This window comes from Ottowia sp., assembly GCF_047601385.1.
Classification (GTDB): domain Bacteria; phylum Pseudomonadota; class Gammaproteobacteria; order Burkholderiales; family Burkholderiaceae_C; genus Ottowia.
In genome coordinates this window covers 3,542,138-3,564,193 of the sequence record NZ_JASGJP010000001.1, presented here as the reverse complement: position 1 = coordinate 3,564,193, position 22,056 = coordinate 3,542,138, and the positions used below count along the sequence as shown (strand labels likewise).

At 68.6% G+C, this 22,056-nt stretch carries 16 protein-coding genes, 2 tRNA genes and 2 pseudogenes; 9 read left to right on the top strand and 11 right to left on the bottom strand.

Features of this window, described 5'->3' with window-relative positions; all coding sequences use genetic code 11:
• Nucleotides 1-433: 433 nt before the first annotated feature.
• The 6 genes and pseudogenes from QM772_RS17275 to polA all read right to left on the bottom strand — a co-directional run bounded on the left by QM772_RS17275 (nt 434) and on the right by polA (nt 8,278).
• Nucleotides 434-793, bottom strand: coding sequence for a hypothetical protein (locus QM772_RS17275; RefSeq protein ID WP_415139673.1), 360 nt, complete (start codon nt 791-793; stop codon nt 434-436).
• Nucleotides 794-798: 5 nt separating this feature from the next.
• Nucleotides 799-855: pseudogene (locus tag QM772_RS17270) on the bottom strand (hypothetical protein); the annotation flags it as partial.
• A gap of 54 nt (nt 856-909) precedes the next feature.
• Nucleotides 910-3,408 carry a TonB-dependent siderophore receptor gene (locus QM772_RS17265; RefSeq protein WP_415138650.1) on the bottom strand — a complete coding sequence of 833 codons (2,499 nt, stop codon included), beginning with the start codon at nt 3,406-3,408 and terminating at the stop codon, nt 910-912.
• 327 nt (nt 3,409-3,735) lie between these two features.
• A complete protein-coding gene (locus QM772_RS17260) occupies nt 3,736-4,755 on the bottom strand; it encodes a FecR domain-containing protein (RefSeq protein ID WP_415138648.1) in 1,020 nt (339 codons plus the stop codon).
• Nucleotides 4,756-4,774: 19 nt separating this feature from the next.
• Complete coding sequence (locus QM772_RS17255) at nt 4,775-5,362, bottom strand: sigma-70 family RNA polymerase sigma factor (protein WP_415138646.1); 588 nt, start codon at nt 5,360-5,362, stop codon at nt 4,775-4,777.
• Between the two features lie 114 nt (nt 5,363-5,476).
• A complete protein-coding gene (gene polA, locus QM772_RS17250) occupies nt 5,477-8,278 on the bottom strand; it encodes a DNA polymerase I (RefSeq protein ID WP_415138644.1) in 2,802 nt (933 codons plus the stop codon).
• 49 nt (nt 8,279-8,327) lie between these two features.
• Here polA and QM772_RS17245 point away from each other — a divergent pair, with 49 nt between their 5' ends.
• The 3 genes from QM772_RS17245 to QM772_RS17235 are packed head-to-tail and all read left to right on the top strand — an operon-like array spanning nt 8,328 to nt 10,498.
• Entirely contained in the window at nt 8,328-8,675 is a 348-nt protein-coding gene (locus QM772_RS17245; RefSeq protein ID WP_415138642.1) for a hypothetical protein, read from the top strand.
• A gap of 4 nt (nt 8,676-8,679) precedes the next feature.
• Entirely contained in the window at nt 8,680-9,666 is a 987-nt protein-coding gene (locus QM772_RS17240; RefSeq protein WP_415138640.1) for a homoserine kinase, read from the top strand.
• A gap of 10 nt (nt 9,667-9,676) precedes the next feature.
• Nucleotides 9,677-10,498, top strand: a complete 822-nt coding sequence (locus QM772_RS17235) for a BPSS1780 family membrane protein (RefSeq protein WP_415138638.1) — start codon at nt 9,677-9,679, stop codon at nt 10,496-10,498.
• Here the strand turns inward: QM772_RS17235 and QM772_RS17230 are convergent.
• Complete coding sequence (locus QM772_RS17230; protein ID WP_415138636.1) at nt 10,481-12,874, bottom strand: UvrD-helicase domain-containing protein; 2,394 nt, start codon at nt 12,872-12,874, stop codon at nt 10,481-10,483. The genes QM772_RS17235 and QM772_RS17230 overlap by 18 nt on opposite strands.
• Nucleotides 12,875-12,897: 23 nt before the next feature.
• Here QM772_RS17230 and QM772_RS17225 point away from each other — a divergent pair, with 23 nt between their 5' ends.
• Together QM772_RS17225 and QM772_RS17220 are read left to right on the top strand one after the other, a co-directional pair.
• Nucleotides 12,898-13,584: a hypothetical protein gene (locus tag QM772_RS17225; protein ID WP_415138634.1), complete on the top strand. Its 687-nt coding sequence runs from the start codon at nt 12,898-12,900 to the stop codon at nt 13,582-13,584.
• A 110-nt stretch (nt 13,585-13,694) separates the two neighbouring features.
• Nucleotides 13,695-14,672 (top strand): GMP reductase, encoded by a 978-nt coding sequence (locus QM772_RS17220; RefSeq protein WP_415138633.1) that lies wholly within the window; start codon nt 13,695-13,697, stop codon nt 14,670-14,672.
• Between the two features lie 110 nt (nt 14,673-14,782).
• Here QM772_RS17220 and azu read toward each other — a convergent pair whose 3' ends face one another.
• Both azu and QM772_RS17210 read right to left on the bottom strand, forming a co-directional pair.
• Nucleotides 14,783-15,229, bottom strand: coding sequence for an azurin (gene azu / locus QM772_RS17215; protein ID WP_415138631.1), 447 nt, complete (start codon nt 15,227-15,229; stop codon nt 14,783-14,785).
• Between the two features lie 162 nt (nt 15,230-15,391).
• Nucleotides 15,392-16,279: an alpha/beta hydrolase gene (locus tag QM772_RS17210; protein ID WP_415138629.1), complete on the bottom strand. Its 888-nt coding sequence runs from the start codon at nt 16,277-16,279 to the stop codon at nt 15,392-15,394.
• Nucleotides 16,280-16,480: 201 nt separating this feature from the next.
• On the opposite strand from QM772_RS17210, the gene QM772_RS17205 reads away from it, so the two are divergent.
• From QM772_RS17205 to QM772_RS17195, 3 genes and pseudogenes are all read left to right on the top strand, one after another.
• A tRNA-Ala gene (locus QM772_RS17205) sits at nt 16,481-16,556 on the top strand.
• Nucleotides 16,557-16,567: 11 nt separating this feature from the next.
• Nucleotides 16,568-16,643: transfer RNA gene (locus QM772_RS17200), tRNA-Lys, on the top strand.
• 133 nt (nt 16,644-16,776) lie between these two features.
• A pseudogene (locus tag QM772_RS17195) lies at nt 16,777-17,070 on the top strand (hypothetical protein); the annotation flags it as partial.
• 232 nt (nt 17,071-17,302) lie between these two features.
• On the opposite strand, the gene QM772_RS17190 reads toward QM772_RS17195, so the two are convergent.
• Nucleotides 17,303-18,163 carry a hypothetical protein gene (locus tag QM772_RS17190; protein ID WP_415138627.1) on the bottom strand — a complete coding sequence of 287 codons (861 nt, stop codon included), beginning with the start codon at nt 18,161-18,163 and terminating at the stop codon, nt 17,303-17,305.
• A 67-nt stretch (nt 18,164-18,230) separates the two neighbouring features.
• Nucleotides 18,231-19,892: an energy-dependent translational throttle protein EttA gene (gene ettA / locus QM772_RS17185; RefSeq protein ID WP_415138625.1), complete on the bottom strand. Its 1,662-nt coding sequence runs from the start codon at nt 19,890-19,892 to the stop codon at nt 18,231-18,233.
• A 323-nt stretch (nt 19,893-20,215) separates the two neighbouring features.
• Between ettA and QM772_RS17180 the strand changes: the two genes are divergently transcribed.
• A complete protein-coding gene (locus tag QM772_RS17180) occupies nt 20,216-22,018 on the top strand; it encodes a DEAD/DEAH box helicase (RefSeq protein ID WP_415138623.1) in 1,803 nt (600 codons plus the stop codon).
• Nucleotides 22,019-22,056 lie beyond the last annotated feature (38 nt).

Below are 22,056 nucleotides of genomic sequence, written 5' to 3'. Positions count from 1 at the left end.
GCTGCCAGCGCTTGTCCAGCAAGTGCTGGAGCCCGATTTCCCTTGTAAATCCTGGCGGCCGGCGGCGCTCAATGCGCCTTGTCCCAGTCCGGCCCCACGCCCAGGCGATGGCAGGCCACATCGCTCGAACGCAGGCTCGTCAGCATGGCTTGACCTTCCGCTGGGCACCGCCTGTTATGACCATCTGGTCAGAATCAAGTCGTCGAGGCCAAAAGCCACTTCTCCGCCCTGCTCGCCGAAGTGGATGGCGGCGCCGAAATCGACATCACCCGCCACGGCAAGGTCGTGGCGCGGCTGATGCCTGCGCGTCCACGCACGGCGGCCGAGGCCTTCCGGCACCGCCGCAGCCTGAGCGCCACTGCGCCGAACATCGCCGCCAGCCCGAGCATCGTCAGACCGAACCCGGCCAGCCCCCAATCGCCCGCAGGCAGCGTCACGCCCGGGTGCCTGTCGGTCGTCGGCGCGTTGAGCAGCGGCGCCACCCGAAGGCCAGCGCGGCCAGCAGGTTTTCGCGGGAGAGCGAGAGTGCGCCCCAATCGCGCGTGCCCTGCACCGTGCCATTAACAGGGTCCAGCGCCATCTGGTTGAAGCCCAGCACGAACCGCTGACCGGTGGCGGCATCGACGCGGGGAGCCGCGCCCACCAGCAACGTTTGACCGGGCTTGATGAACCAGGGCACGAAGCCGACCCGCAGGCGCGGGTCGGCGGCCTCGGCCCGCCGCACAAGTTCCAGCGGCGCGAGCGGACTGCACCCGAGCTGCTGCGCGCATGGAACAGGTGCGGGTTCAGCCATTCGTCCAGTTCGTGGTCCCACGCAATCACCGCGCCAGTGGCGCCCGCGGCGAACAGGAGCACGGCGATGAACAGGCCCGCCCAGCGGTGGACCACCACGAAGGCGGCGCACACGGGTCAGAAGCGGTATTTGAAATTTATCGACCCGTTGCGGGGATCTCCGTAGAAGTTTGCCGTCAAAGGACTGATCGTGGAGTAATAGCGCTTGTCGAACAGGTTGTTAATGGCCAGCGTGATCTCGGCCTGCCGGTTGATTTGGTATTTTGCGGTCAGCCCATAAACCGCCAGACTGCCCTGGTGAACGTACGCACTGGTGTCAGGGGCGTTCGGGTAGCTGTCGATCTTGCTTTGGAAACGAACGTTGCCGCCAATGGTGAAGGCCGTGTTTGGAATTCGATAGGTCGTGGCCAGGCGCAATTGGTGTTGGGGCATCTTGTCGTTGTAGCGCCAGCCAGACGTATCACCCGTCATGTATTTGCTGTTGACATAGGTGTAGCCAGCCATCACGTTCCAGCCTTCGCCGATAGCACCATTCACGCCCAAGTCAATGCCTTGGCTTCGAACCAAACCAGCAGCCTTGTAGCAATAGCCGTTGCATTGGGCCGCTTCGGCGCTGGTGGCAGATGAATCGAGAACCGGCAGATTGGTTTGATCGAGCCGGAACACGGCCACATTGACATTCAACCTCTTGTCCAGCACCTCGCCCTTGACGCCAACCTCGTAGTTCTTCCCGACCACGGGCTTGAGGGTGCCCCCACCGATTGCCGTGTAGTCGCTTTGCGGACTGAAAATGCTCGAGTAACTGGCGTAGGCTGTGTACTGCTTGTTGATGTCGTACAACAGCCCGCCGTAAGGTTGCACGACGCCGTTTTTCTTCGTATTGCTGGTGCTGGTGCTGTCCGTGGGGTCTTTGAATTCATAGTTGGTAACCCGGGCGCCCACAATGGCCTTCAGCGAATCCGAAAGATTGAGCCGGACAGCGCCGTAAACACCAGCCTGGGTGGTTTTTTGATGAAGTGTATAACCAGCTGTGACGGCTGAATCGGCAAGCAGTGCGGGATTGAAAGTGTAGACGTTGACAGGTGTTTCATTGTAGTCGTTTCCACTCATATTATTTTTGAACGAGTAGCCATTGGTACCAAACACCCCTTCATGCGTGCGGCCCAGGAAGTCGAATTTTCCGGAAACGTTGACGTCGAACGCATTTGAATTCATTTCTTTATCGAAATGCGCTTGCTGGTATATGTTCAAGCCATCACCGGTCAATCGATCGACAGACCCCCATGTATAGGAATAATTCAGAGGCTCATTGTTGGCGCTGCCATGGATGAAAGTGGCATTCAGCTTCCAGTCGTTGGCCAGTTTTTGTTCGAGCGCCAGCGTATACAAGACGCTGTCCCTTTCGCGCCATGCGCGGGGATTGCCAAAATAGCTCGAACGGGGCAGGTTTAGATCAGAACCGTCTGCCGCGAACGGAATCCCCCAGGCTGCATTGAGCTTTTCATGCTCATACTGAACGCTGGCGGTCAGTAAGGTGATGAGAGAGAGATTGGCCTCGACGACGCCGTACAGGCCTCGGCGCTGGTGCCAGGTGTAGTTGGAAAAGGAGTCACCGTCATCGTTTAGCCCGACCAGGCGCCCGCGAACGCGGCCCGATTCAATCAGCGGGCCGGAAACATCGGCCAGGAGCCGCTTGCTCGACCAAGATCCGACCCGCGCCTCTACCGAAGCCTGGAAGTCCTGCGTAGGGCGCTTGCGCACCAGGTTGATGGTGCCGCCCGGGTCTCCTGCGCCACTGGTCAGACCCGCCGCGCCCTGAAAGACCTCGATGCGGTCAAGAAAGGCGGTGTCAATGGCGGAGCCTTTTTCGTATTCGCTGAGACCGATCGGGTTGGGCACACCATCGAACTGCGACTGGGTGGTAAACCCCCTGCTGTAAAGAGTCTCACCCTGCGCCCCGCGCTGCTGGATCTGGACGCCGCTGGCGTACTGGAGCGCATCTGATACTGCACTCGTGTTCAGATCGTCCATTTGCTGGCGCGTGATGACCGTGACGGTCTGGGGCGTCTCCCGGGGCGTGAGGTTCAGCTTGGTGGCCGTGTTGGTGTAGGCGGCCTTGTACGAGCCCGACCCCTCGGTGGTGCCGTCCCTGTCAGCCTCCGCCGTCACTGTCACCTCAGCAAGCGTCGACACATTGGCGTTCGTTGCGGCAGCGCCCGCAGTTCCTTTCTTCGCCGCGCTGGTGTCAGCCACCTGCAGGCGGTATCCCCCCTGCGCATTCCCCTCGGCCGCCAGCCCGGTGCCAGCCAGCAGCGCAGCCAGCGCCGCCTGCGCGCTGTAACTGCCGCGCACGCCCGGACTCTGCCGACCCTGCACCAGTTCGGACGTGGCCGCGAGCAGAACGCCGGATTCCGTGGCGAAGCGCTTGAGCACGGTGCCGAGCGGTCCGGCAGGGATGTCGTAGCTGCGCGCATCGGCTGCGGCGGCTTGCGCATGGGCGGCGGGCTGCCAGCCCGTCAGCAGGACGCCGGCCAGCGCCAGGTGAACGGCCGCCGCGAGCGCCGTGGGACGCAGCCCGGGCGCGGACAGGGAAAGGTGACTCGATCTCTGGGACATGGCAAACGTGCCTCCTCGCACGAAGGTGGTTGGTAAACAAGGTCGAACCACCGTTGCCTGACCCGGAATTGCTGCCGGAACGCCCTGCGGCCGGCGCGGGCGATGGGTGGGCGACGCACGAACCACGGCCCGCTGCGGTATTGGCCGAGGGCTGGGTTGTGGACGCCGTTCAAGTGGTGTCTCAATCGGTTAATCGAATGAGAGGCCCGGATGCGGAACCCCTTTTTTGAGAAAGCCGAAGAAATTTTTCAGGAGTGTTTCCGGCACCACGGCCGCGCCCCCTCTCTCCCCAACCCCTCTCCCACGAGGGGAGAGGGGCTTATCGAGTCAATCGTGGGGCTCGATGCTGACCCACCACGGCAGCGTGCGGCGCACGCGGATGGGCATCACGGATTCGAGCATGGCCAGCGCCCGGTCGGGGTCGTTCACCGGGTAGTTGCCGAAGACGCGCAGGTCGGCCACTTCGGGCGCCAGGCCCAGGTGGCCGCTGCGGTAGCGGCGCAGTTCGCGCACCACGTCGGACAGGGGAATGTCATCGGCGAAGAGGATGCCGCGCGTCCAGGCTTCGCGGGCGGTTTCGGCGTCTTCGATGGCGCCCAGCGACTCGCCGGTGAAGCGGGTCTGCCGGCCGGCCTGGATGACGGCGGTGGTGCCGCTGCCTGCGGTGCGCACTTCCACGGCGCCCTCCTGCACGGCCACGAGGCTGTGGCCTTCGTCCATGCGTACGGTGAAGCGGGTGCCCAGAGCGCGCAGCCGGCCCTGCGGGGTATCGACGGCGAAGGGCCGGCCGCCGGCGTCGGCGGCGGTCTGGATGAGGATTTCTCCGGCCAGCAGGTTCAGGCGGCGCAGGTCGGCACGGTAGTCCACGTTGAAGGCGCTGGCGGCATTGAGCCAGACGCGGGTGCCGTCGGCCAGCGCGACTTCGCGCACTTCGCCGGTGCCGGTGTGGTGGTCGGCCATCCACGCCAGGGCCATGCCGGGCAGCGGGGTGTGCCGCCAGGCGGCCCAGCCGAGCAGGCCGGTGCCTGCCAGGGCGGCGATGCCCAGCAGGCCCTGCCGGCGCCGCAGCAATTTGCCGTTGGCCTCGCGGTAGGCGGTGGCGGCGGTGTGCCTGTCGGGACTTTGCTTGATGGGCGCGAAGCGGTGGCTGACGCGCTCGACGCAGCCCCAGGCCTGGCGGTGTTCGTCGGAGCTGTCGAGCCACGCCTGCCATTGGCCGCGCTCGGCGTCCGTCGCCTCGCCGGAGCGCAGCAGGGCGAACCACTCGGCGGCCTGTTCCATCGCCTGGTGCGAGGGTTCGGGCAGCGGCCCGGACGTGGGCACGGGCGAGGTGTCGGCAGCGGTCACGGGACGGGCCGGCCCGCTGTCAGCCGGCGGTGAACACCGGTATGGCCTGAACGGATGGTGCCTCGCCGCTGCGGGGCACGCCTTCGAGGGCCTGCCGCGCCTCCAGGCGCATGCAGTGCAGCATGGCCTGGGCGACGTATTTGCGCACCATGCGGTCGGATACGCCCAGGGTTTCGGCCACTTCGCGGTCGGTCATCTCGCAGCCCTCGGCCAGCACGAAGGCGGTGGCCGCCTTGGGCGGCAGGCTGCGCAGCATGATGTCCACCTCCTGCAGGGCCTGGAGCACCATCACCTGGTGCTCGGCCGAGGGCGCCAGGGCCTCAGGCCGGGCGGCGAGCGCATCGAGCCAGGCCTGTTCGATGGCGCGGCGGCGCTGGAGATCCACGCACAGGCCGTTGGCCATGCTGCGCAGGTAGCCCCGCGCCTCCGGGGTGCTGTCGAAGCGGCGCGGCCTGGCGAGCAGGATCACGAAGGCGTCGTGCGCCAGATCGGCTGCATCGGCCGCGTTGCCCAGGCGGCGGCGCAGCCACCCCTGCAGCCACGCGTGGTGGTTGGCGTACAGGGTTTCGACCTGCTGTTGCTGGAACGCGGACGGGGCGGTGTCCAAGATGGCTTTCCTGTATCCCAGGGCCAACGGGAGGATTGGCCGGGAGGTAATGAGAATTACTCCCATTTTATGGAAAGTTTCGTGCCTGACCCCGCAAGGGGAAGTCATTGCCGGTCAGTGCGCCTTGTCCCAGTCCGGCCCCACGCCCACCTCGGCCAGCAGCGGCACCTTCAGCTCTGCCACGCCGGCCATGATGCGCGGCACTTCGGCGCGCAGCCAGTCCACCTCGCCCTCGGGCAGCTCGAAGACGAGTTCGTCGTGCACCTGCATGATCATGAGCACCTCGGGCTTGGCGGCGTCGAGCGCGTCCTGCACCTGCACCATGGCCTTCTTGATGAGGTCGGCCGCCGTGCCCTGCATGGGCGCGTTGATGGCGGCGCGCTCGGCGGCGCTGCGGCGCGGGCCGTTGGGGGAGTTGATCTCGGGCAGGTACAGGCGCCGGCCGAACACGGTCTCGACGTAGCCGCGCGCCTTGGCTTGGGCCTTGGTCTCGTCCATGTACTGCTTCACGCCGGGGTAGCGCTGGAAGTAGCGGTCGATGTAGTTCTTGGCGGCGGTGTTGTCGATGCCGAGGTTGCGCGCCAGCCCGTAGCTGCTCATGCCGTAGATCAGGCCGAAGTTGATGACCTTGGCGTAGCGGCGCTGCTCGCTGCTGACCTGATCGACCGCCACGCCGAACACTTCCGACGCCGTGGCGCGGTGCACGTCCAGCCCCTCGTGGAAGGCGCGCAGCAGCGCCTCGTCGCCGCTGATGTGGGCCATGATGCGCAGCTCGATCTGGCTGTAGTCGCAGCTCGCGATCACGCGGCCCGGCGGGGCGACGAACGCCTCGCGCACGCGGCGGCCCTCGGGCGTGCGGATGGGGATGTTCTGCAGGTTCGGGTCGTTGCTCGACAAGCGGCCGGTGACGGCGACGGCCTGGGCGTAGTGCGTGTGCACGCGGCCCTGCGGGTCGGCCAGTTGCGCGAGCTTGTCGGTGTAGGTGCCCTTGAGTTTGGAGAGGCTGCGGTGCTCCAGCAGCTTGGCGGGCAGAGGGTAGTCCTCGGCGAGCTTTTCCAGCACCTCCTCGTCGGTGCTGCGCGCGCCGGTGGCGGTCTTCTTCACGACGGGCATGCCGAGCTTGTCGAAGAAGATTTCGCCGAGCTGCTTGGGGCTGGAGAGGTTGAAGGGCTGGCCCGCGATGTCGAACGCCTCCTGCTCCAGCTTGAGGATGCGCTGGCCCAGGTCGTGGCTTTGCGCGGCCAGGCGCGCGGCGTCGATGAGCACGCCGTTGCGCTCGATGCGGAACAGCGTCTCGCTGCTGGCCATCTCCAGTTCGTAGATGCCGCGCAGCTTCTCGTCGGCTTCGAGCTGCGGCCAGAGCACGCGGTGCACGTCGAGCGTCTGGTCGGAGTCTTCGCACGAATACGCCGACGCCTTGTCCACGGCCACTTGCGAGAACGGGATCTGCTTGGCGCCCTTGCCGCACAGGTCTTCGTAGTTGATCCCCTTGCGGCCCGTGTGGCGCTCGGCGAGGCTCGCGAGGCCGTGGGGCTTGTGCACTTCGAGCACGTAGCTTTGCAGCATGGTGTCGTGGGCGTAGCCGCGCACGTCGATGCCGTGGTTGGCGAACACGTGGCGGTCGTACTTGACGTGCTGGCCCAGCTTCAGGCGCTCGGGGGTTTCGAGCCAGGGCTTGAGGCGTTCCAGCACCTCGGCCAGCGGTAGCTGCTCGGGCGCGTCGGGGCCGTTGTGGGCCAGGGGGATGTAGGCGGCGCTGCCCGGCTCCACGCTGAAGGAGATGCCGACGATCTCGGCGCGCAGCTCGTCGAGCGAGGTGGTCTCGGTATCGAGCGCGACGAGCGGCGCGGCCTGGATGCGCGCCAGCCAGTCGTCCAGCTGCGCCCAGGTGAGGATGGTCTCGTAGTGCACGGCGCGGTGCTGGGCCTGGCTGGCCTCCGCGCTCGCCTGCGCGCTGGCGTCGGCCGCGTCGGCCGCGTCGGCGGGCGTGGCCTCGGGCGCGGGTTTCTGCAAGCCCCTGGTCAGCGTCCTGAATCCGAATTTTTGATAAAAATCGGCCAGAGCGTCCGTCTGCTGTGCGCGAGCAGCTATCGAATCCAGAGCGGGCAGGCCATCGACGTGCCCCGCCAGATCGCAGTCGGTACGGATGCGCAGCAGGTCGCGCCCGGTGGGCAGCCAGTCCAGCGCCTGGCGCAGGTTCTCGCCCGCCGCGCCCTTGATCTGGCCCGCGTGGGCCACGATCTCGTCCAGCGAGCCGTATTCGTTCAGCCACTTGGCGGCCGTCTTGGGGCCGACCTTGTCCACGCCGGGCACGTTGTCGACGGCGTCGCCCATCAGCGTCTGGTAGTCCAGCATCTGCGAGGCGGCCACGCCGAACTCGGCCAGCACGCCGGCCTCGTCGCGGCGCTTGCCGCTCATGGTGTCGATGATGGTGACGCGCCCGGTCACCAGCTGTGCCAGGTCCTTGTCGCCGCTGGAGACCACCACGTCCATGCCATTGGCCTCGCCGGCGCGCGCCAGCGTGCCGATGACGTCGTCGGCCTCCACGCCGGGCACGCACAGCACCGTCCAGCCGAGCAGGCGCACGGCCTCGTGGATCGGCTCGATCTGGCTGCGCAGATCCTCGGGCATGGGCGCGCGCTGCGCCTTGTAGTCGGGGTAGATGTCGTCGCGGAAGGTCTTGCCCGGCGCGTCGAACACGCAGGCGGCGTACTGCGCGCGCGGGTAGTCCTTGCGCAGCGCGGCCAGCATGTTGATCATGCCGCGGATGGCCCCGGTGGGCTGGCTGGCCGGGTTGCCGGGGTCGGCGCGCAGGTCCGGCATGGCGTGGAACGCGCGGTAGAGGTAGCTGGAGCCGTCCACCAGCAACAGCGTGGGGCGCTGGTCGGCGGGCGCGTCGGAAGCGGCGTCGGTCATGGCGGCATTGTGCACGCCGTGCGGCGATGCACCGGCCTAGAATAGGCCCATGCCTGCCTACCTTCTCCGTTCCCGCGCCTGGTTGATCGCCCTCGGCCTGAGCGCCTGCGCCTGCGCGTGGGCACAGACCGCGCCGGGCGCAGCCCAGGCGCCCCTGCTGCGCGACGAGCCCACGCTGGACCGCACGACCCAGCGCATCGAGCACATCCACGTCGAGGACGCGGGCAGCCGCGTCGACGAGGTGCGCGCCGGCGGCGAGACGCAGTCCATCACCGTGCAGCCCAAGGCCAACGTGCCGGCCTACGACGTGCAGCCTGCCGACGTGACGCGCCCCTCCCTGCCCGAGGCGGGGCCCGGCGGCGCCGGCCAGCGCACCTGGAAGATCCTCAGCTTCTAGCCCGATGGCGGTCTACACGGAAGTCGCCTTCGACGAGGCCGCCGCCCTGCTGGGCGCGCTGGACCTGGGCGAGCTGACCGCGCTGCGCGGCATCGAGGGCGGCATCGAGAACACCAACTACTTCGCCACCACCACCGAGGGCGAATGGGTGCTGACGCTGTTCGAGCGCCTGACGCACGCGCAGCTGCCCTTCTACCTGCACCTGATGAAGCACCTGGCCCGGCACGGCGTGCCGGTGCCCGACCCGCAGGCCAAGCGCGAAGGCGCGCGCGTCGGCCCGGGCGAGGACGCCATCCTGCACACGCTGTGCGGCAAGCCCGCCGCCGTGGTCAACCGGCTGCACGGCAAGAGCGAGCTGGCCCCCGGCCCCGCGCACTGCGCCGCCGTCGGCCACATGCTGGCGCGCGCCCACCTGGCGGCGCGCGACTACGACCGCCGCCAGCCCAACCTGCGCGGCCTGGCGTGGTGGAACGACACCGTGCCGGTGGTGCTGCCCTACCTGGACGCCGCGCAGTCCGCCCTGATCCGCGCCGAGCTGGCCTACCAGAACCACGTGGCCGCCGGCAGCGCCTACGCCGCCCTGCCGCGCGGCGCGGTGCACGCCGACCTGTTCCGCGACAACGTCATGTTCACCGGCACGGCGGAGCAGCCCGCGCTGTCGGGCTTCTTCGACTTCTACTTCGCCGGCGTGGACACCTGGCTGTTCGACCTGGCCGTGACCCTGAACGACTGGGCGATCGACCTGCCCACCGGCCGCACCGACGCCGCGCGCACCCGCGCCCTGCTGGACGCCTACCAGGCCGTGCGCCCGCTGACCGGCGCCGAGCGCCGCCTGCTGCCCGCGATGCTGCGCGCCGGCGCGCTGCGCTTCTGGCTGTCGCGGCTGTGGGACTTCCACCTGCCGCGCGAGGCCAGCATGCTCAAGCCCCACGACCCGACCCACTTCGAGCGCGTGCTGCGCCAGCGCGTGACTACACCGCTGCACGCATGAGGTCCGCGCAGTGAGGCTCAACATCGTCCCGGCCCGGACCGGCATGCAATGGGTGCGCGAAGGCATTCGCGTGTTCTTCCGCATGCCGCTGGCCTTCGCCGGCCTGTTCTTCATGTTCCTGGCCGCCACGGTGGTGCTGTCCATCATCCCGGTGGTGGGCGACGCGCTGGCGCTGATGATGATCCCGGCCGCCACGGTGGGCCTGATGGCGGCCACGCGGCAGGCGCTGGACGGGCGCTTTCCCATGCCCGCCACGCTGCTGGCGGCGTTCAGGCAGTCGCCCCGGCAGACCCGCGCCATGCTGGCGCTGGGCGCGCTCTACGCCGCCGCGCTGCTGCTGATCATGATCCTCTCGGCCTCGCTGGACGACGGCCAGCTGGCGCGCCTGGTCGAGAAACACGGCGGGCGCCTCACGCCCGATCTGATGGCCGACCCCGCGCTGCAACAGGCCGCGCAGGCTTCGATGCGCCAGATGCTGGTGGGCAGCCTGCTCTACGTGCCGGTGGCGGTGCTGATGTGGCACGCGCCGGCGCTGGTGCACTGGCACGGCCTGCCGGTGGGCAAGAGCCTGTTCTTCAGCGCCGTCGCCGTGCTGCGCAACACGACGGCCTACCTGGTGTACGGGCTCGGCTGGGCGGCGGTGGCCAGCGTCGGCTGGGGCGCCCTGCTGATCGTGGCGGCCGTGCTGGGCAACATCGGCCTGGCCCTGAGCGGCCTGCTGCCGCTGAGCGTGCTGGTGGCGAGCATGTTCTACGCCTCGCTGTGGTTCACCTTCCGCGACAGCTTCGCGGCGGATGAGCCGGCACCCGTTGAATCAATCGACCACGGTTAGCTTGGCGATCGCCAGCGCCAGCCACTTGGTGCCGTGGCGCGGGAAGCTCACCTGCGCGCGCGCGTCGTCGCCCACGCCTTCCAGCGCCAGCACCTGGCCTTCGCCGAACTTGTTGTGGAACACGCGCGTGCCCACCACGATGCCGCCGGCCGCCGCGGGCGCGCTGCTGGCGAAGGCTTCGGGTTTCAAGCCAAATCGGGCTCCAGCGCCCGTCTGGTAAGCGCCAGAAGCTCCTGAAACAGGAGCATACGCGCCGAAGCCCGCGCGCCTAGGCGTGATCCACTTCAGGCAGTCCTCGGGCAGTTCCTCCAGGAAGCGGCTGCGCACGTGGTAGCGCGTCTGGCCGTGCAGCAGGCGCGTCTGCGCGTGCGTCAGGTACAGGCGCTTGCGCGCGCGCGTGATGGCCACGTACATCAGCCGGCGCTCCTCCTCCAGCCCGTCGTGGTCGCTCATGGCGTTCTCGTGCGGGAACAGGCCCTCCTCCAGCCCGGTGATGAACACGGCGTCGAACTCCAGGCCCTTGGCGGCGTGCACGGTCATCAGCTGCACGGCGTCCTGCCCGGCCTGGGCCTGGTTGTCGCCGGCCTCCAGCGCGGCATGCGTCAGGAAGGCGGCCAGCGGGCTCAGCGTCTCGCCGGTGGCGGCATCGACCGGGCCGGGCGGCTGCGGCAGCGGCTGGCCCAGCAGCGGCGCGTCGGGGTCCAGGCCCTGGCTGACGGGACTCTGGGTCAGGCTCTGCGTCAGCGCGGCGGTCTCGTCCACCGGCAACGCCACGGCGTCGCGGCCGAAGCCTTCCTGCGTGACGAAGCTCTCGGCCGCGCTGGCGAGTTCCTCCAGGTTCTCGATGCGGTCCTGGCCTTCCTTCTCGGCGCGGTAGTGCTCGATCAGGCCGCTCTGGTCGAGCATCAGCTCGATGATCTCGCGCAGCGTCTTGCCCTCGGTCTGCTCGCGCAGCACGTCGATGCGGGCGACGAAGGCGGCCAGGTTGGCGCCGGCCTTGCCGGGCACGCTGGCCACGGCGTCCACCAGCGGCAGGTCGGCGGCGCGCGCCGCGTCCTGCAACTGCTCGATGGTTCGCGCGCCGATGCCGCGCGGCGGGAAGTTGACCACGCGCAGGAAGCTGGTGTCGTCGCGCGGGTTCTCCAGCAGACGCAGGTAGGCCAGCGCGTGCTTGATCTCGGCGCGCTCGAAGAAGCGCAGGCCGCCGTACACGCGGTAGGGCACGCCGGCGTTGAACAGCTGCGTCTCGATCACGCGGCTCTGCGCGTTGCTGCGGTAGAGGATGGCGATTTCCGACCTCGCCAGGTCGTCGCGCACCAGCTGTCGCAGCTCGTCCACCACCCACTCGGCTTCGGCGAAGTCCGTGGGTGCCTCATAGACGCGCACCGGCTCGCCCGGCCCTTGAGTGGTGCGCAGGTCCTTGCCCAGGCGGCGCTTGTTGTGCGCGATGAGGGCGTTGGCCGAATCCAGGATGTTGCTGTGGCTGCGGTAGTTCTGCTCCAGCTTGATCTGGTGCCGCACGTGGAACTCGCGCACGAAGTCGGCCATGTTGCCCACGCGCGCGCCGCGGAAGGCATAGATGCTCTGGTCGTCGTCGCCCACCGCCATGATGGCGCCGCCGCCTCCTTCGGCCGGCAGGCCGGCGATGACCTTGATCCAGGCGTATTGCAGGCGGTTGGTGTCCTGGAACTCGTCGATCAGGATGTGCCTGAAGCGCCGCCGGTAGTGCAGGCGCACCGCCTCGTTGTCGCGCAGCAGCTCGTAGCTGCGCAGCATCAGCTCGCCGAAGTCCACCACGCCCTCGCGCTGGCACTGCTCTTCGTACAGCTGGTAGATCTCCACCTTGCGGCGCGTCTCGACGTCGCTCGCCGCCACGTCGGCCGGGCGCAGGCCGTCTTCCTTGCAGCCGCCGATGAACCATTGCAGCTGCCGGGGCGGAAAGCGCTCCTCGTCGATGCCGTGCTGCTTGACGAGCCGCTTGATGGCCGAGAGCTGGTCCTGCGTGTCGAGGATCTGGAACGCCTGCGGCAGGTTCGCCAGCTGGTGGTGCGCGCGCAGGAAGCGGTTGCACAGGCCGTGGAAGGTGCCGATCCACATGCCGCGCACGTTCAGCGGCAGCATGCCGGTCAGGCGCGTCTGCATCTCCTTGGCCGCCTTGTTGGTGAAGGTCACCGCCAGCACGCCGCCGGGCGACACCTGGCCGGTTTGCAGCAGCCAGGCGATGCGGGTGGTGAGCACGCGCGTCTTGCCCGAGCCGGCGCCGGCCAGGATCAGCGCGTGCTCGGGCGGCAGGGTGACGGCGGCCAGCTGCTCGGGGTTCAGGCCAGCCAGCAGCGGCAAGTCGGCCGCGTGCGGCGCATCCGTTTGTGGGAACATGCGGCGATTGTAGAAAGGCCCCCTTGCGCCACTGCCTCGCCCTCGCCTGCGCCCTGTTCGCCGCCTCCGCCCAGGCGCAGCCGCCGCTGTGCGACAGCGCCGGCCGGCCCGTGCCGCGCGCGCTGCTGGAGCGCTTCATCAGTGCCGACTGCGCCGAGTGCTGGGCAGCCCGCGACACACGCGCCGCGCCGCGCGGCACGCTGGCGCTGGACTGGGTGCTGCCGGGCGACCAGGGCGACGACGCGCCGCTGGCCGCCGTGGCGCGGCGCGAGGCCCGGGACCGGGCCGACTTCCTGGGTCTGCGCTTGTCCGGCGAGCGCCGGCAGCTATCGAATCTGAAGCAACTGGCACGCGGCGGCAGCGCGCGCCTGCGCGTGGCGCACGGCCTGGCGCTGGGCGGCTACATGGGCACGTCGCTGCGCTTCGAGGCGCCGCGCGGCGCGCGCGGCCCGTTCACCGGCTGGCTGGCGCTGGTCGAGCTGCTGCCCGCCGGCACCGAGGGCACGCCGGTGCCGCGCGCGCTGGTGCGCAACCTCATCGCCGAGCCCATCGCGGCGCGGCCACAAGGCAGCTTCGGGCAGATCTGGCGCCCCATGAACGTGCCCGAAGGCGCAACAGCCGAGCGGCTGGAGGTGATCGGCTGGGTCAGCGATGCGCGCGGGCGCGTGCTGGCGGCGGCGCAGTCGGCGTGCGCGGCGCGAAGGCCGTAGAATCAAGCACCGGGCCCAAGATTTCTTGGCCCGGTTTTTTGTGCCCGCACAAAACGCCGGGGCCAGACCAAGCGCCCATCTTTTCAACTTTTGGATGGAGCTTGGTTCTCATGGAAATCTTCGACTACGACCACGTCCTGCTGCTGCCGCGCAAATGCCGCGTGGAGAGCCGCAGCGAATGCGATGCCGGCATCGACTTCGGCGGCCGGCGCTTCAAGCTGCCGGTGGTGCCCTCCAACATGAAGACGGTGGTGGACGAGCCGGTCTGCGCCTGGCTGGCCGAGCACGGCTACTTCTACGTCATGCACCGGTTCGACCTGGACAACGTGGCTTTCGTGCGGCGCATGCACGCGCGCGGGCTGTACGCGTCAATCTCGGTCGGCGTCAAGCCGGCCGACTACGCCGCCGTCGATGCGATGGCCGCCGAGGGCCTGGTGCCTGAATACATCACCATCGACATCGCCCACGGCCACGCCGACACGGTGCGGGACATGATCGCCCACATCAAGGCGAAGCTGCCGCAATCGTTCGTGATCGCCGGCAACGTGGCCACGCCCGAGGCGGTGATCGACCTGGAGAACTGGGGCGCCGATGCCACCAAGGTGGGCGTGGGCCCGGGCAAGGTGTGCATCACCAAGCTGAAGACGGGCTTCGGCACCGGCGGCTGGCAGCTCAGCGCACTCAAGTGGTGCTCGCGCGTGGCGACCAAACCCATCATCGCCGACGGCGGCATCCGCAGCCACGGCGACATCGCCAAGTCGATCCGCTTCGGCGCGACGATGGTGATGATCGGCTCGCTGTTCGCCGGCCACGAGGAATCGCCCGGCCGCACGGTGGAGGTGGACGGCGCGCTGTTCAAGGAGTACTACGGCTCGGCCAGCGACTTCAACAAGGGCGAGTACCGCCACGTGGAAGGCAAGCGCATCCTGGAGCCGATCAAGGGCAGGCTGGCCGACACGCTGACCGAGATGGAGCAGGACGTGCAGAGCTCCATCAGCTACGCGGGCGGGCGGCAACTGCTGGACATCCGCCGCGTGAACTACGTGATCCTGGGCGGCGACAACGCCGGCGAGCATCTGCTGATGTAAGCCTTTTAGGCCTCCAGCGCCCGCCAGCCGGGCGCGAGCAGCTATTTTATCAATAGCAAAAGACAACGGGGGCGCAAGGCCCCCGTTTCTTCATCAGCGCAGGCGCTGGCTTACTTGATCTGCAAGGTGCCCTTCATCAGCGCGGCGTGGCCCGGGAAGCTGCAGAAGAAGGTGTAGGCGTCGCCGGCCTTGAGCTTGGACACGTCGATGGTGGCCTTGTCGCTCTCGCCGCCGCCCAGCATCTTGGTGGCGGCGATCACGCGCGCGTCGCCGGCCTTGAGGTAGCCGCTGGCCAGGCCGGCGGCGATGCCGTCCTTGTTGACGGCATCCACGTCGGCGGTCTTGGCCAGCACCCAGTTGTGGCCCATGCTGGCCTTGGGCAGCTTGCCCGCGTGCTTGAACTGCACCTCGAAGCTCTTGCACGACTTGGGCACGTCGATGCTCTTGGTGTTGAACTGCATCGCGTCGTTGGCCTCGACCTGCACGCTGCAGTCGGCGGCGAAGGCGGGCGCGGCCAGGACGAGGGAGGCGGCGGCAATGGCGGCAAAGCGGAACATGATGAAAACTCCTGGTTCTGAGGGCTGGGACGATGGCGGGGCGGCGCCCGGAAGCCACGCGGCATTGTCGGCGCTGCGGGCAGCCCCGGACCTTGATGGACATCAATTCCGCTCGCAACCATCGGGCTGTCACGCCGCACGCCGCCGCGCAAGCGCAAAGGCTCAGGCGGCGATCTGGCGTAGCAGTTGCCGTGCCAGCGCATGCAGGTGGGCGCCCGGACGGGCCAGGGATTCGAGCACGCTGAAGTGGTTCAGCCCGGGCAGCGCGGCGGCCACGGGCACGCGCTCGCGGCCCCAGGCCCGCTGCAGCAGGCGGTTCTGGCGCAGGTATTCGCCGCTTTCGTCGCCGCCCACCACCGCCAGCAGCCGCCCGCGCGCCGGCGCCGGCAGCCGCGCCGGGCTGGCCTGGCGCACCTGCGCGGGCGTCAGGCGCAACACCTCCTGCAGGCTGGGCGTGTGCATGATCGGCTCCAGGTCGTACAGGCCGGAAATGCCCAGCGCCGCCTTCACCACGCCCCGCGGCAGCGCCGCGTCGGCCGCCGGCCAGGCGCAGGCCAGCATCATGGCCGCCAACTGGCCGCCCGCCGAATGGCCCATCACCACCAGGCGGCGCGGGTCGCCGTTGAAGCGATGCGCATGGCGCCAGGCCCAGGCCACGGCGCGCACCATCTGCAGCGTGATGCGCGGGATGGTGGCATGCGGGCACAGCGCGTAGTTGGGCACCACCACCGCCGCGCCCTGCCCGCGCAGCGCCGCCGCCAGGAAGCTGTGCTGCGCCTTGTCCATGGCCTTCCAGTAGCCGCCGTGGATGAACACCACCACCGGCGCGCCGGCGCGCGGCGCGGCGAACACGTCGAGCCGCTCGCCGGGGGCGTCGCCGTAGGCCACGTCCAGCTCGCACGGCAGGCTGCGCCGCGCCAGCGCCGACTCGGCGGCCCAGCGCGCGAAATAGTCGCCATGGTCCGGCACCCGCAGGCGGTTGTTGTACATGCGCTCCAGCCATTGGGTGTCGGGCTGGTCGCGGCGGGACGAGTCGTTGGGTCGGGCCATGAGGGGCGGGCAGAAAGTGGGCGCTATTGTCGCAAACGGCGTGCCGCGCACAGGGCCGGGTAAAACCGCATCGGGCGAAAAACCGCCCCCAGCGCCCGCCGGCCCAGCGCCAGCAGCTATCGATCGAGGAGCGTCGTGCCTGATGGCGCACCATGGCGCACGGGGGCGGCAAAGCCGCGCTAGAATACGCGCTGCCCGTGTGGGGGGGTAGCTCAGCTGGGAGAGCGCCGCGTTCGCAATGCGGAGGTCGGGAGTTCGATCCTCCTCCTCTCCACCACACATCGGCACGGGTTCTTAGCTCAGTTGGTAGAGCAGCGGACTCTTAATCCGTAGGTCGTAGGTTCGAATCCTACAGGACCCACCACCCGTTCAGAACAAGGCGGCCTCCGGGCCGCCTTGTTCGTTTCCCCGGCCTGGCTCCGCGCGGATGCGCTGCCGCGTCGTCGCGCGCCTCCAAGGGTTTGCCGCCAGTTCCGCGTGGTGCGAAATGCCCAAGAATGGGGAGCTTCCTGCTCCACTCCCCAAAAAAGGCCCTTCGCATAACCCGACACCCCGCCCTCCTCGCCCTCCTCGCCCTGAGCGGCTCCCTGGCCCAGGCCGCCACGGCGGCCCAGGCGCAGGACTTTCCCGCCCGCCCCATCACCCTCGTCGTGCCCTACGCCCCCGGCGGCACCACCGACATCCTGGGCCGCGCCTTCGCCCGCAGCATGAGCAACACGCTCAAGCAGACGGTGATCGTCGAGAACAAGGCCGGCGCCGGCGGCACCCTGGGCCTGCTGGACATGCGCAACGCCAAGCCCGACGCCGCCGTGAAGGCCGCGCTGGACGACCCCGAAGTCAAGAAAACCATGGCCCCCTATGGCGTGCGCAGCGACTACCGCGACCACAAGGCGTATGCGGCATTCGCCCGCGAGATGTTCGCGCGCGAGAAAGACATCGTCACCGGCCTCGGCCTGAGCGAGCAAGACCCTCGCGCGCCACGCCCGGCTGGGGCGCGGTGCTCCGCGCTTTTGGCGGAAACGCTCACCAGCCCAGAAAACGGGCCATGTCCCGGTAGCGCAGGGTCAGCGTCTCGCCGTCGAGCGACACGGCGGCATCCTTCATCTTTCCGGCCAGGTGGACGATGCCGATCAGTTCGTGCGGCGGCGTCGGCACACGCAGGCTTTTCGAGGCGCGATGAACAAGCGGCAGGCACGCGTAGGTCTGCCAGTTGTCCACCGCGCGCAGAGGGAGCAGTCTCACCTGGTTCAGGTAGACGATCTTGTGCAGCGGTATCTGGTCGGAGAAATAGACGCTCTCTCCCCGGTCATGCCGCTCGCGCAGCAATGCCAGCTCACGCGCCCACAATGCCCAGATCCTGGAGTCGGCCGCCATGGCGATGACACCGGCGTTCACCATCGGCATCGACAGGGGCATGGCGTTCAGGTGGGCGGCTTCGTTCTTCCGGTAGATGTGCAGGGTGCGGTTGCTGGGCGTAGGGTAGCGGAGATAGTGAACGTCGAATTCGGGATGGATGCAGAGCTCGGCATTCGGCACGCCCGCCATGATCCGGGGCAGCGACTCGCTGCCCTGAAACCAGCAATCGGCATCGACCCAGCAATAGCTCGCATAGCCTGGGAACAACTCCGGCAGCCGTGCCTTGAGGCCGGTATAAGCCAGAAAATAGCCCTGCACGCCATCGAACCCCTGGTCGGGGGGAACTTCGACCACGGCGTCGAAACGGCTGGCCAGCGAGGGCGGCATCCGGCATCCGCCGAACACGATGGCGGCCAATGGGTAGCGGTCCTGGTAAGCGCGGCGGAACGACGCCGCCATGTCCTCCGCCAGATCGAGGTGAGTTGAATCGAAGCCGGTCACCACCAAGACGTTCTTGGTGATGCTCATCGATCCTCCACCGGGCAGGCCACGAAGGCAGGCGCGGCAACGCCGGCACGCCAAGTCTGGAGCGCGCTCATTTCAATGCCTTGTAGCGCACGCGGTGCGGCCGCGCGCCCTCCTCGCCCAGGCGCCTGACCTTGTCGGCCTCGTATTCCTGGTAGTTGCCGTCGAAGAACACCCACTGGCTGTCGCCCTCGGCGGCCAGGATGTGGGTGCAGATGCGGTCAAGGAACCAGCGGTCGTGGCTGATGACCATCACGCTGCCGGCGAACTCCAGCAGGGCGTCTTCCAGCGCGCGCAGGGTTTCGACGTCGAGGTCGTTCGACGGCTCGTCCAGCAGCAGCACGTTGCCGCCCTGCATCAGCGTCTTGGCCAGGTGCAGCCGCCCGCGCTCGCCGCCGGAGAGCATGCCGACCTTCTTCTGCTGGTCCTGGCCGTTGAAGTTGAAGCGGCCCGCGTACGCGCGGCTGGGCATCTGGAACTTGCCGACGGTGATGATGTCGAGGCCGCCGGAGATGTCCTCCCACACGGTCTTGCTGTCGGCCAGGTCGTCGCGGCTCTGGTCCACAAAGGCCATCTGCACCGTCTGGCCGACCTTCACCTCGCCCGAATCGGGCTTCTCGACGCCGGCGATCAGCTTGAACAGCGTGGACTTGCCGGCGCCGTTGGGGCCGATGATGCCGACGATGGCACCCGCGGGCACCTTGAAGCTCAGGTTGTCGATCAGCAGGCGGTCGCCGAAACTCTTGCTGACATTGGTGAACTCGAACACTTCATGGCCCAGGCGCTCGGCCACGGGGATGAAGATCTCCTGCGTCTCGTTGCGCTTCTGGTATTCGTAGTCGCTCAGCTCCTCGAAGCGGGCCAGGCGCGCCTTGGACTTGGCCTGGCGGCCCTTGGGGTTGGCGCGCGCCCACTCCAGCTCCTTCTTCATGGCCTTGGCGCGCGCGTCCTCGGTGCGCTGCTCCTGCTTCAGGCGCGCCTCCTTCTGCTCCAGCCAGGTGCTGTAGTTGCCCTTGTAGGGAATGCCGTGGCCGCGGTCCAGCTCCAGGATCCACTCGGCCGCGTTGTCGAGGAAGTAGCGGTCGTGCGTGATGGCGACCACGGTGCCGGTGAAGCGCTTGAGGAAGATCTCCAGCCACTCCACGCTCTCGGCGTCCAGGTGGTTGGTGGGCTCGTCCAGCAGCAGCATGTCGGGCTTGGACAGCAGCAGCTTGCACAGCGCCACGCGGCGCTTCTCGCCGCCGGAGAGCTTGCCGATCACCGCGTCCCACGGCGGCAGGCGCAGCGCGTCGGCGGCGATCTCCAGCTGGTGCTCGCTGTCGGTGCCGGCGGCGGCGATGATGGCTTCCAGCCTGCCCTGCTCCTCGCTGAGCGCATCGAAGTCGGCGTCCTCTTCCGCGTAGGCGGCGTAGATCTCCTCCAGCCGCGCCTTGGCGGCGTTCACCTCGCCCATCGCCAGCTCCACCTCCTGGCGCACGGTGTGCTCGGGGTCGAGCTGCGGCTCCTGCGGCAGGTAGCCGATGTCCAGGCCGGGCATGGGCGTGGCCTCGCCCTCGATCTCCTTGTCGATGCCGGCCATGATCTTCAGCAGCGTGGACTTGCCCGAGCCGTTCAGGCCCAGCACGCCGATCTTGGCGCCGGGGAAGAAGCTGAGCGAGATGTCCTTCAGGATCGCGCGCTTGGGCGGCACGATCTTGCCGACGCGGTTCATGGTGAAGACGTATTGGGCCATGTGGTTTACTCTCGTATTGATAGCTGCCAGCGCCCGCCAGCTGGGCGTTGGAGGCCGATTTGGCTTAAGAAATGAATGACGGCGCGGCCACCCGGGCGCCGCGCCGCTCAAGGCCGATTATCGGCGCAGCGCCGATCCGCACGGGGCGCATGCGATAATCCACGCGCTTGGCCGGCCACAGTTCGCCGCCAAACCAGCTCTTCCGCTGGGGCGCCCCGCGCGCCCAACCCCTGAAGAACCCGCTTCGCCCCGCTGACTGGCCGGCACCCGCCGGAGAGGGCCTGGAGCAGCCGCGCCGCCACAGACACCGGCGCCTCCGACTGATGAACTTCGACGATCTGAACCTGGCCCCCGCCATCCTGCGGGCCGTGCAAGAGCAGGGCTACACCCAGCCCACCCCCGTGCAGGCGCAAGCCATCCCCGTGGTGCTGGAAGGCCACGACCTGCTGGCCGGCGCGCAGACCGGCACCGGCAAGACCGCCGGCTTCACCTTGCCGATGCTGCAACTGCTGTCCACCCGCCCCGCCGCCCGGCCCGGCGCCATCCGCGCCCTGGTGCTCACGCCCACGCGCGAGCTGGCGGCGCAGGTCGAGGACTCGGTGCGCACCTATGGCAAGTACCTCTCCCTGACCTCCACCGTGATCTTCGGCGGCGTCGGCATGAACCCGCAGATCGACCGCATCCGCGCCGGCGTCGACATCCTGGTGGCCACGCCCGGCCGCCTGCTCGATCTGGAGCAGCAGGGCCACCTCGACCTCTCGCACGTCGAGATCCTGGTGCTCGACGAAGCCGACCGCATGCTCGACATGGGCTTCATCCACGACGTGAAGAAAGTGCTGGCCCTGCTGCCCGGCGCCAAGCAGAGCCTGCTGTTCTCGGCCACCTTCAGCAACGAGATCCGCGAGCTGGCCAACGGCCTGCTCAAGAGCCCCAAGAGCATCCAGGTCACGCCGCCCAACACCACGGTCGAGCGCATCGCCCAGCTCATCTACCCCGTCGGCCGCGACCGCAAGAAGGACGTGCTGGCCCACCTCATCGCCGGCGGCGACTGGAGCCAGGTGCTGGTGTTCACGCGCACCAAGTTCGGCGCCAACAAGGTGGCCGACTTCCTGAACGCGCAGGGCATCAAGGCCATGGCGCTGCACGGCAACAAGAGCCAGAGCGCGCGCACCCAGGCGCTGGCCGAGTTCAAGAGCGGCGAGCTGCGCGCCCTGGTGGCCACCGACATCGCCGCGCGCGGCATCGACATCGACGAGCTGCCGCACGTCGTCAACTACGACATCCCCAACGTGCCCGAGGACTACGTGCACCGCATCGGCCGCACCGGCCGCGCCGGCGCCAGCGGCCAGGCCGTGAGCCTGGTGTGCATGGACGAGGAAGGCTTCATGCACGAGATCGAGCGCTTCACCAGGCAGCAGATCCCGGTGCAGATCCTCGACGGCTACGGCCCCGCCGAAGGCGAGCGCGCCGAGCCCATCGCCATGGGCCGCCAGACCCTGTGGGGCGGCCTCGGCAAGCCGCCCAGCCGCGAGGTGATGCAGGCCGCGGCCCGCTCGGCGCGCCAGGAGATGATGCAGCGCATCCGCGAGAACAAAGCCACGCAAGGCCCGCGCGGCGGCGGCCGCGGCCAGCAGCCGCAGCGCGCCCGGCCGCAGGCGCCGCGCGCCGAAGGCATCGACGGCCCCGGCGACGACGAACCGGCACAAAACGCCGAAGGCGGCATGCCGCAGGGCGATCGCCCCTCGCGCAACCGCCGCCGCCGTGGCGGCCGCGGCGGCAACGCCAACGGCCCCGCCATGCCGCCCCCGCGCCAGAGCCAGCCCGGCCAGCCGCAACCGCAGCCGCGTGCCACGCGCGAGTTCGGCTTCGACGACGAGGACGAGCGCGAGCCCGACCACCTGCCCCGCAACATCGACCCGCTGCAGACCAACCTGCACGGCCGCCGCAGCGCCCCGCGCGGCCCCAGCCACGGCGCCGTCGGCCAGCCCGACCCGATGCGCACCAGCATCGACGTGATGGGCAAGGGCGGCGGTGGCCGCAACAAGCGCAACAACCGCGGTGGCGGTGGTGGCGGGCGAGGCAACTTCGGCGGCGGCAACCGCGCGGGCGGCGGCTACGGGCGCTGAACGCCGGCCGCCAGCTGGTATCGGAAAGGCTCCTGCGG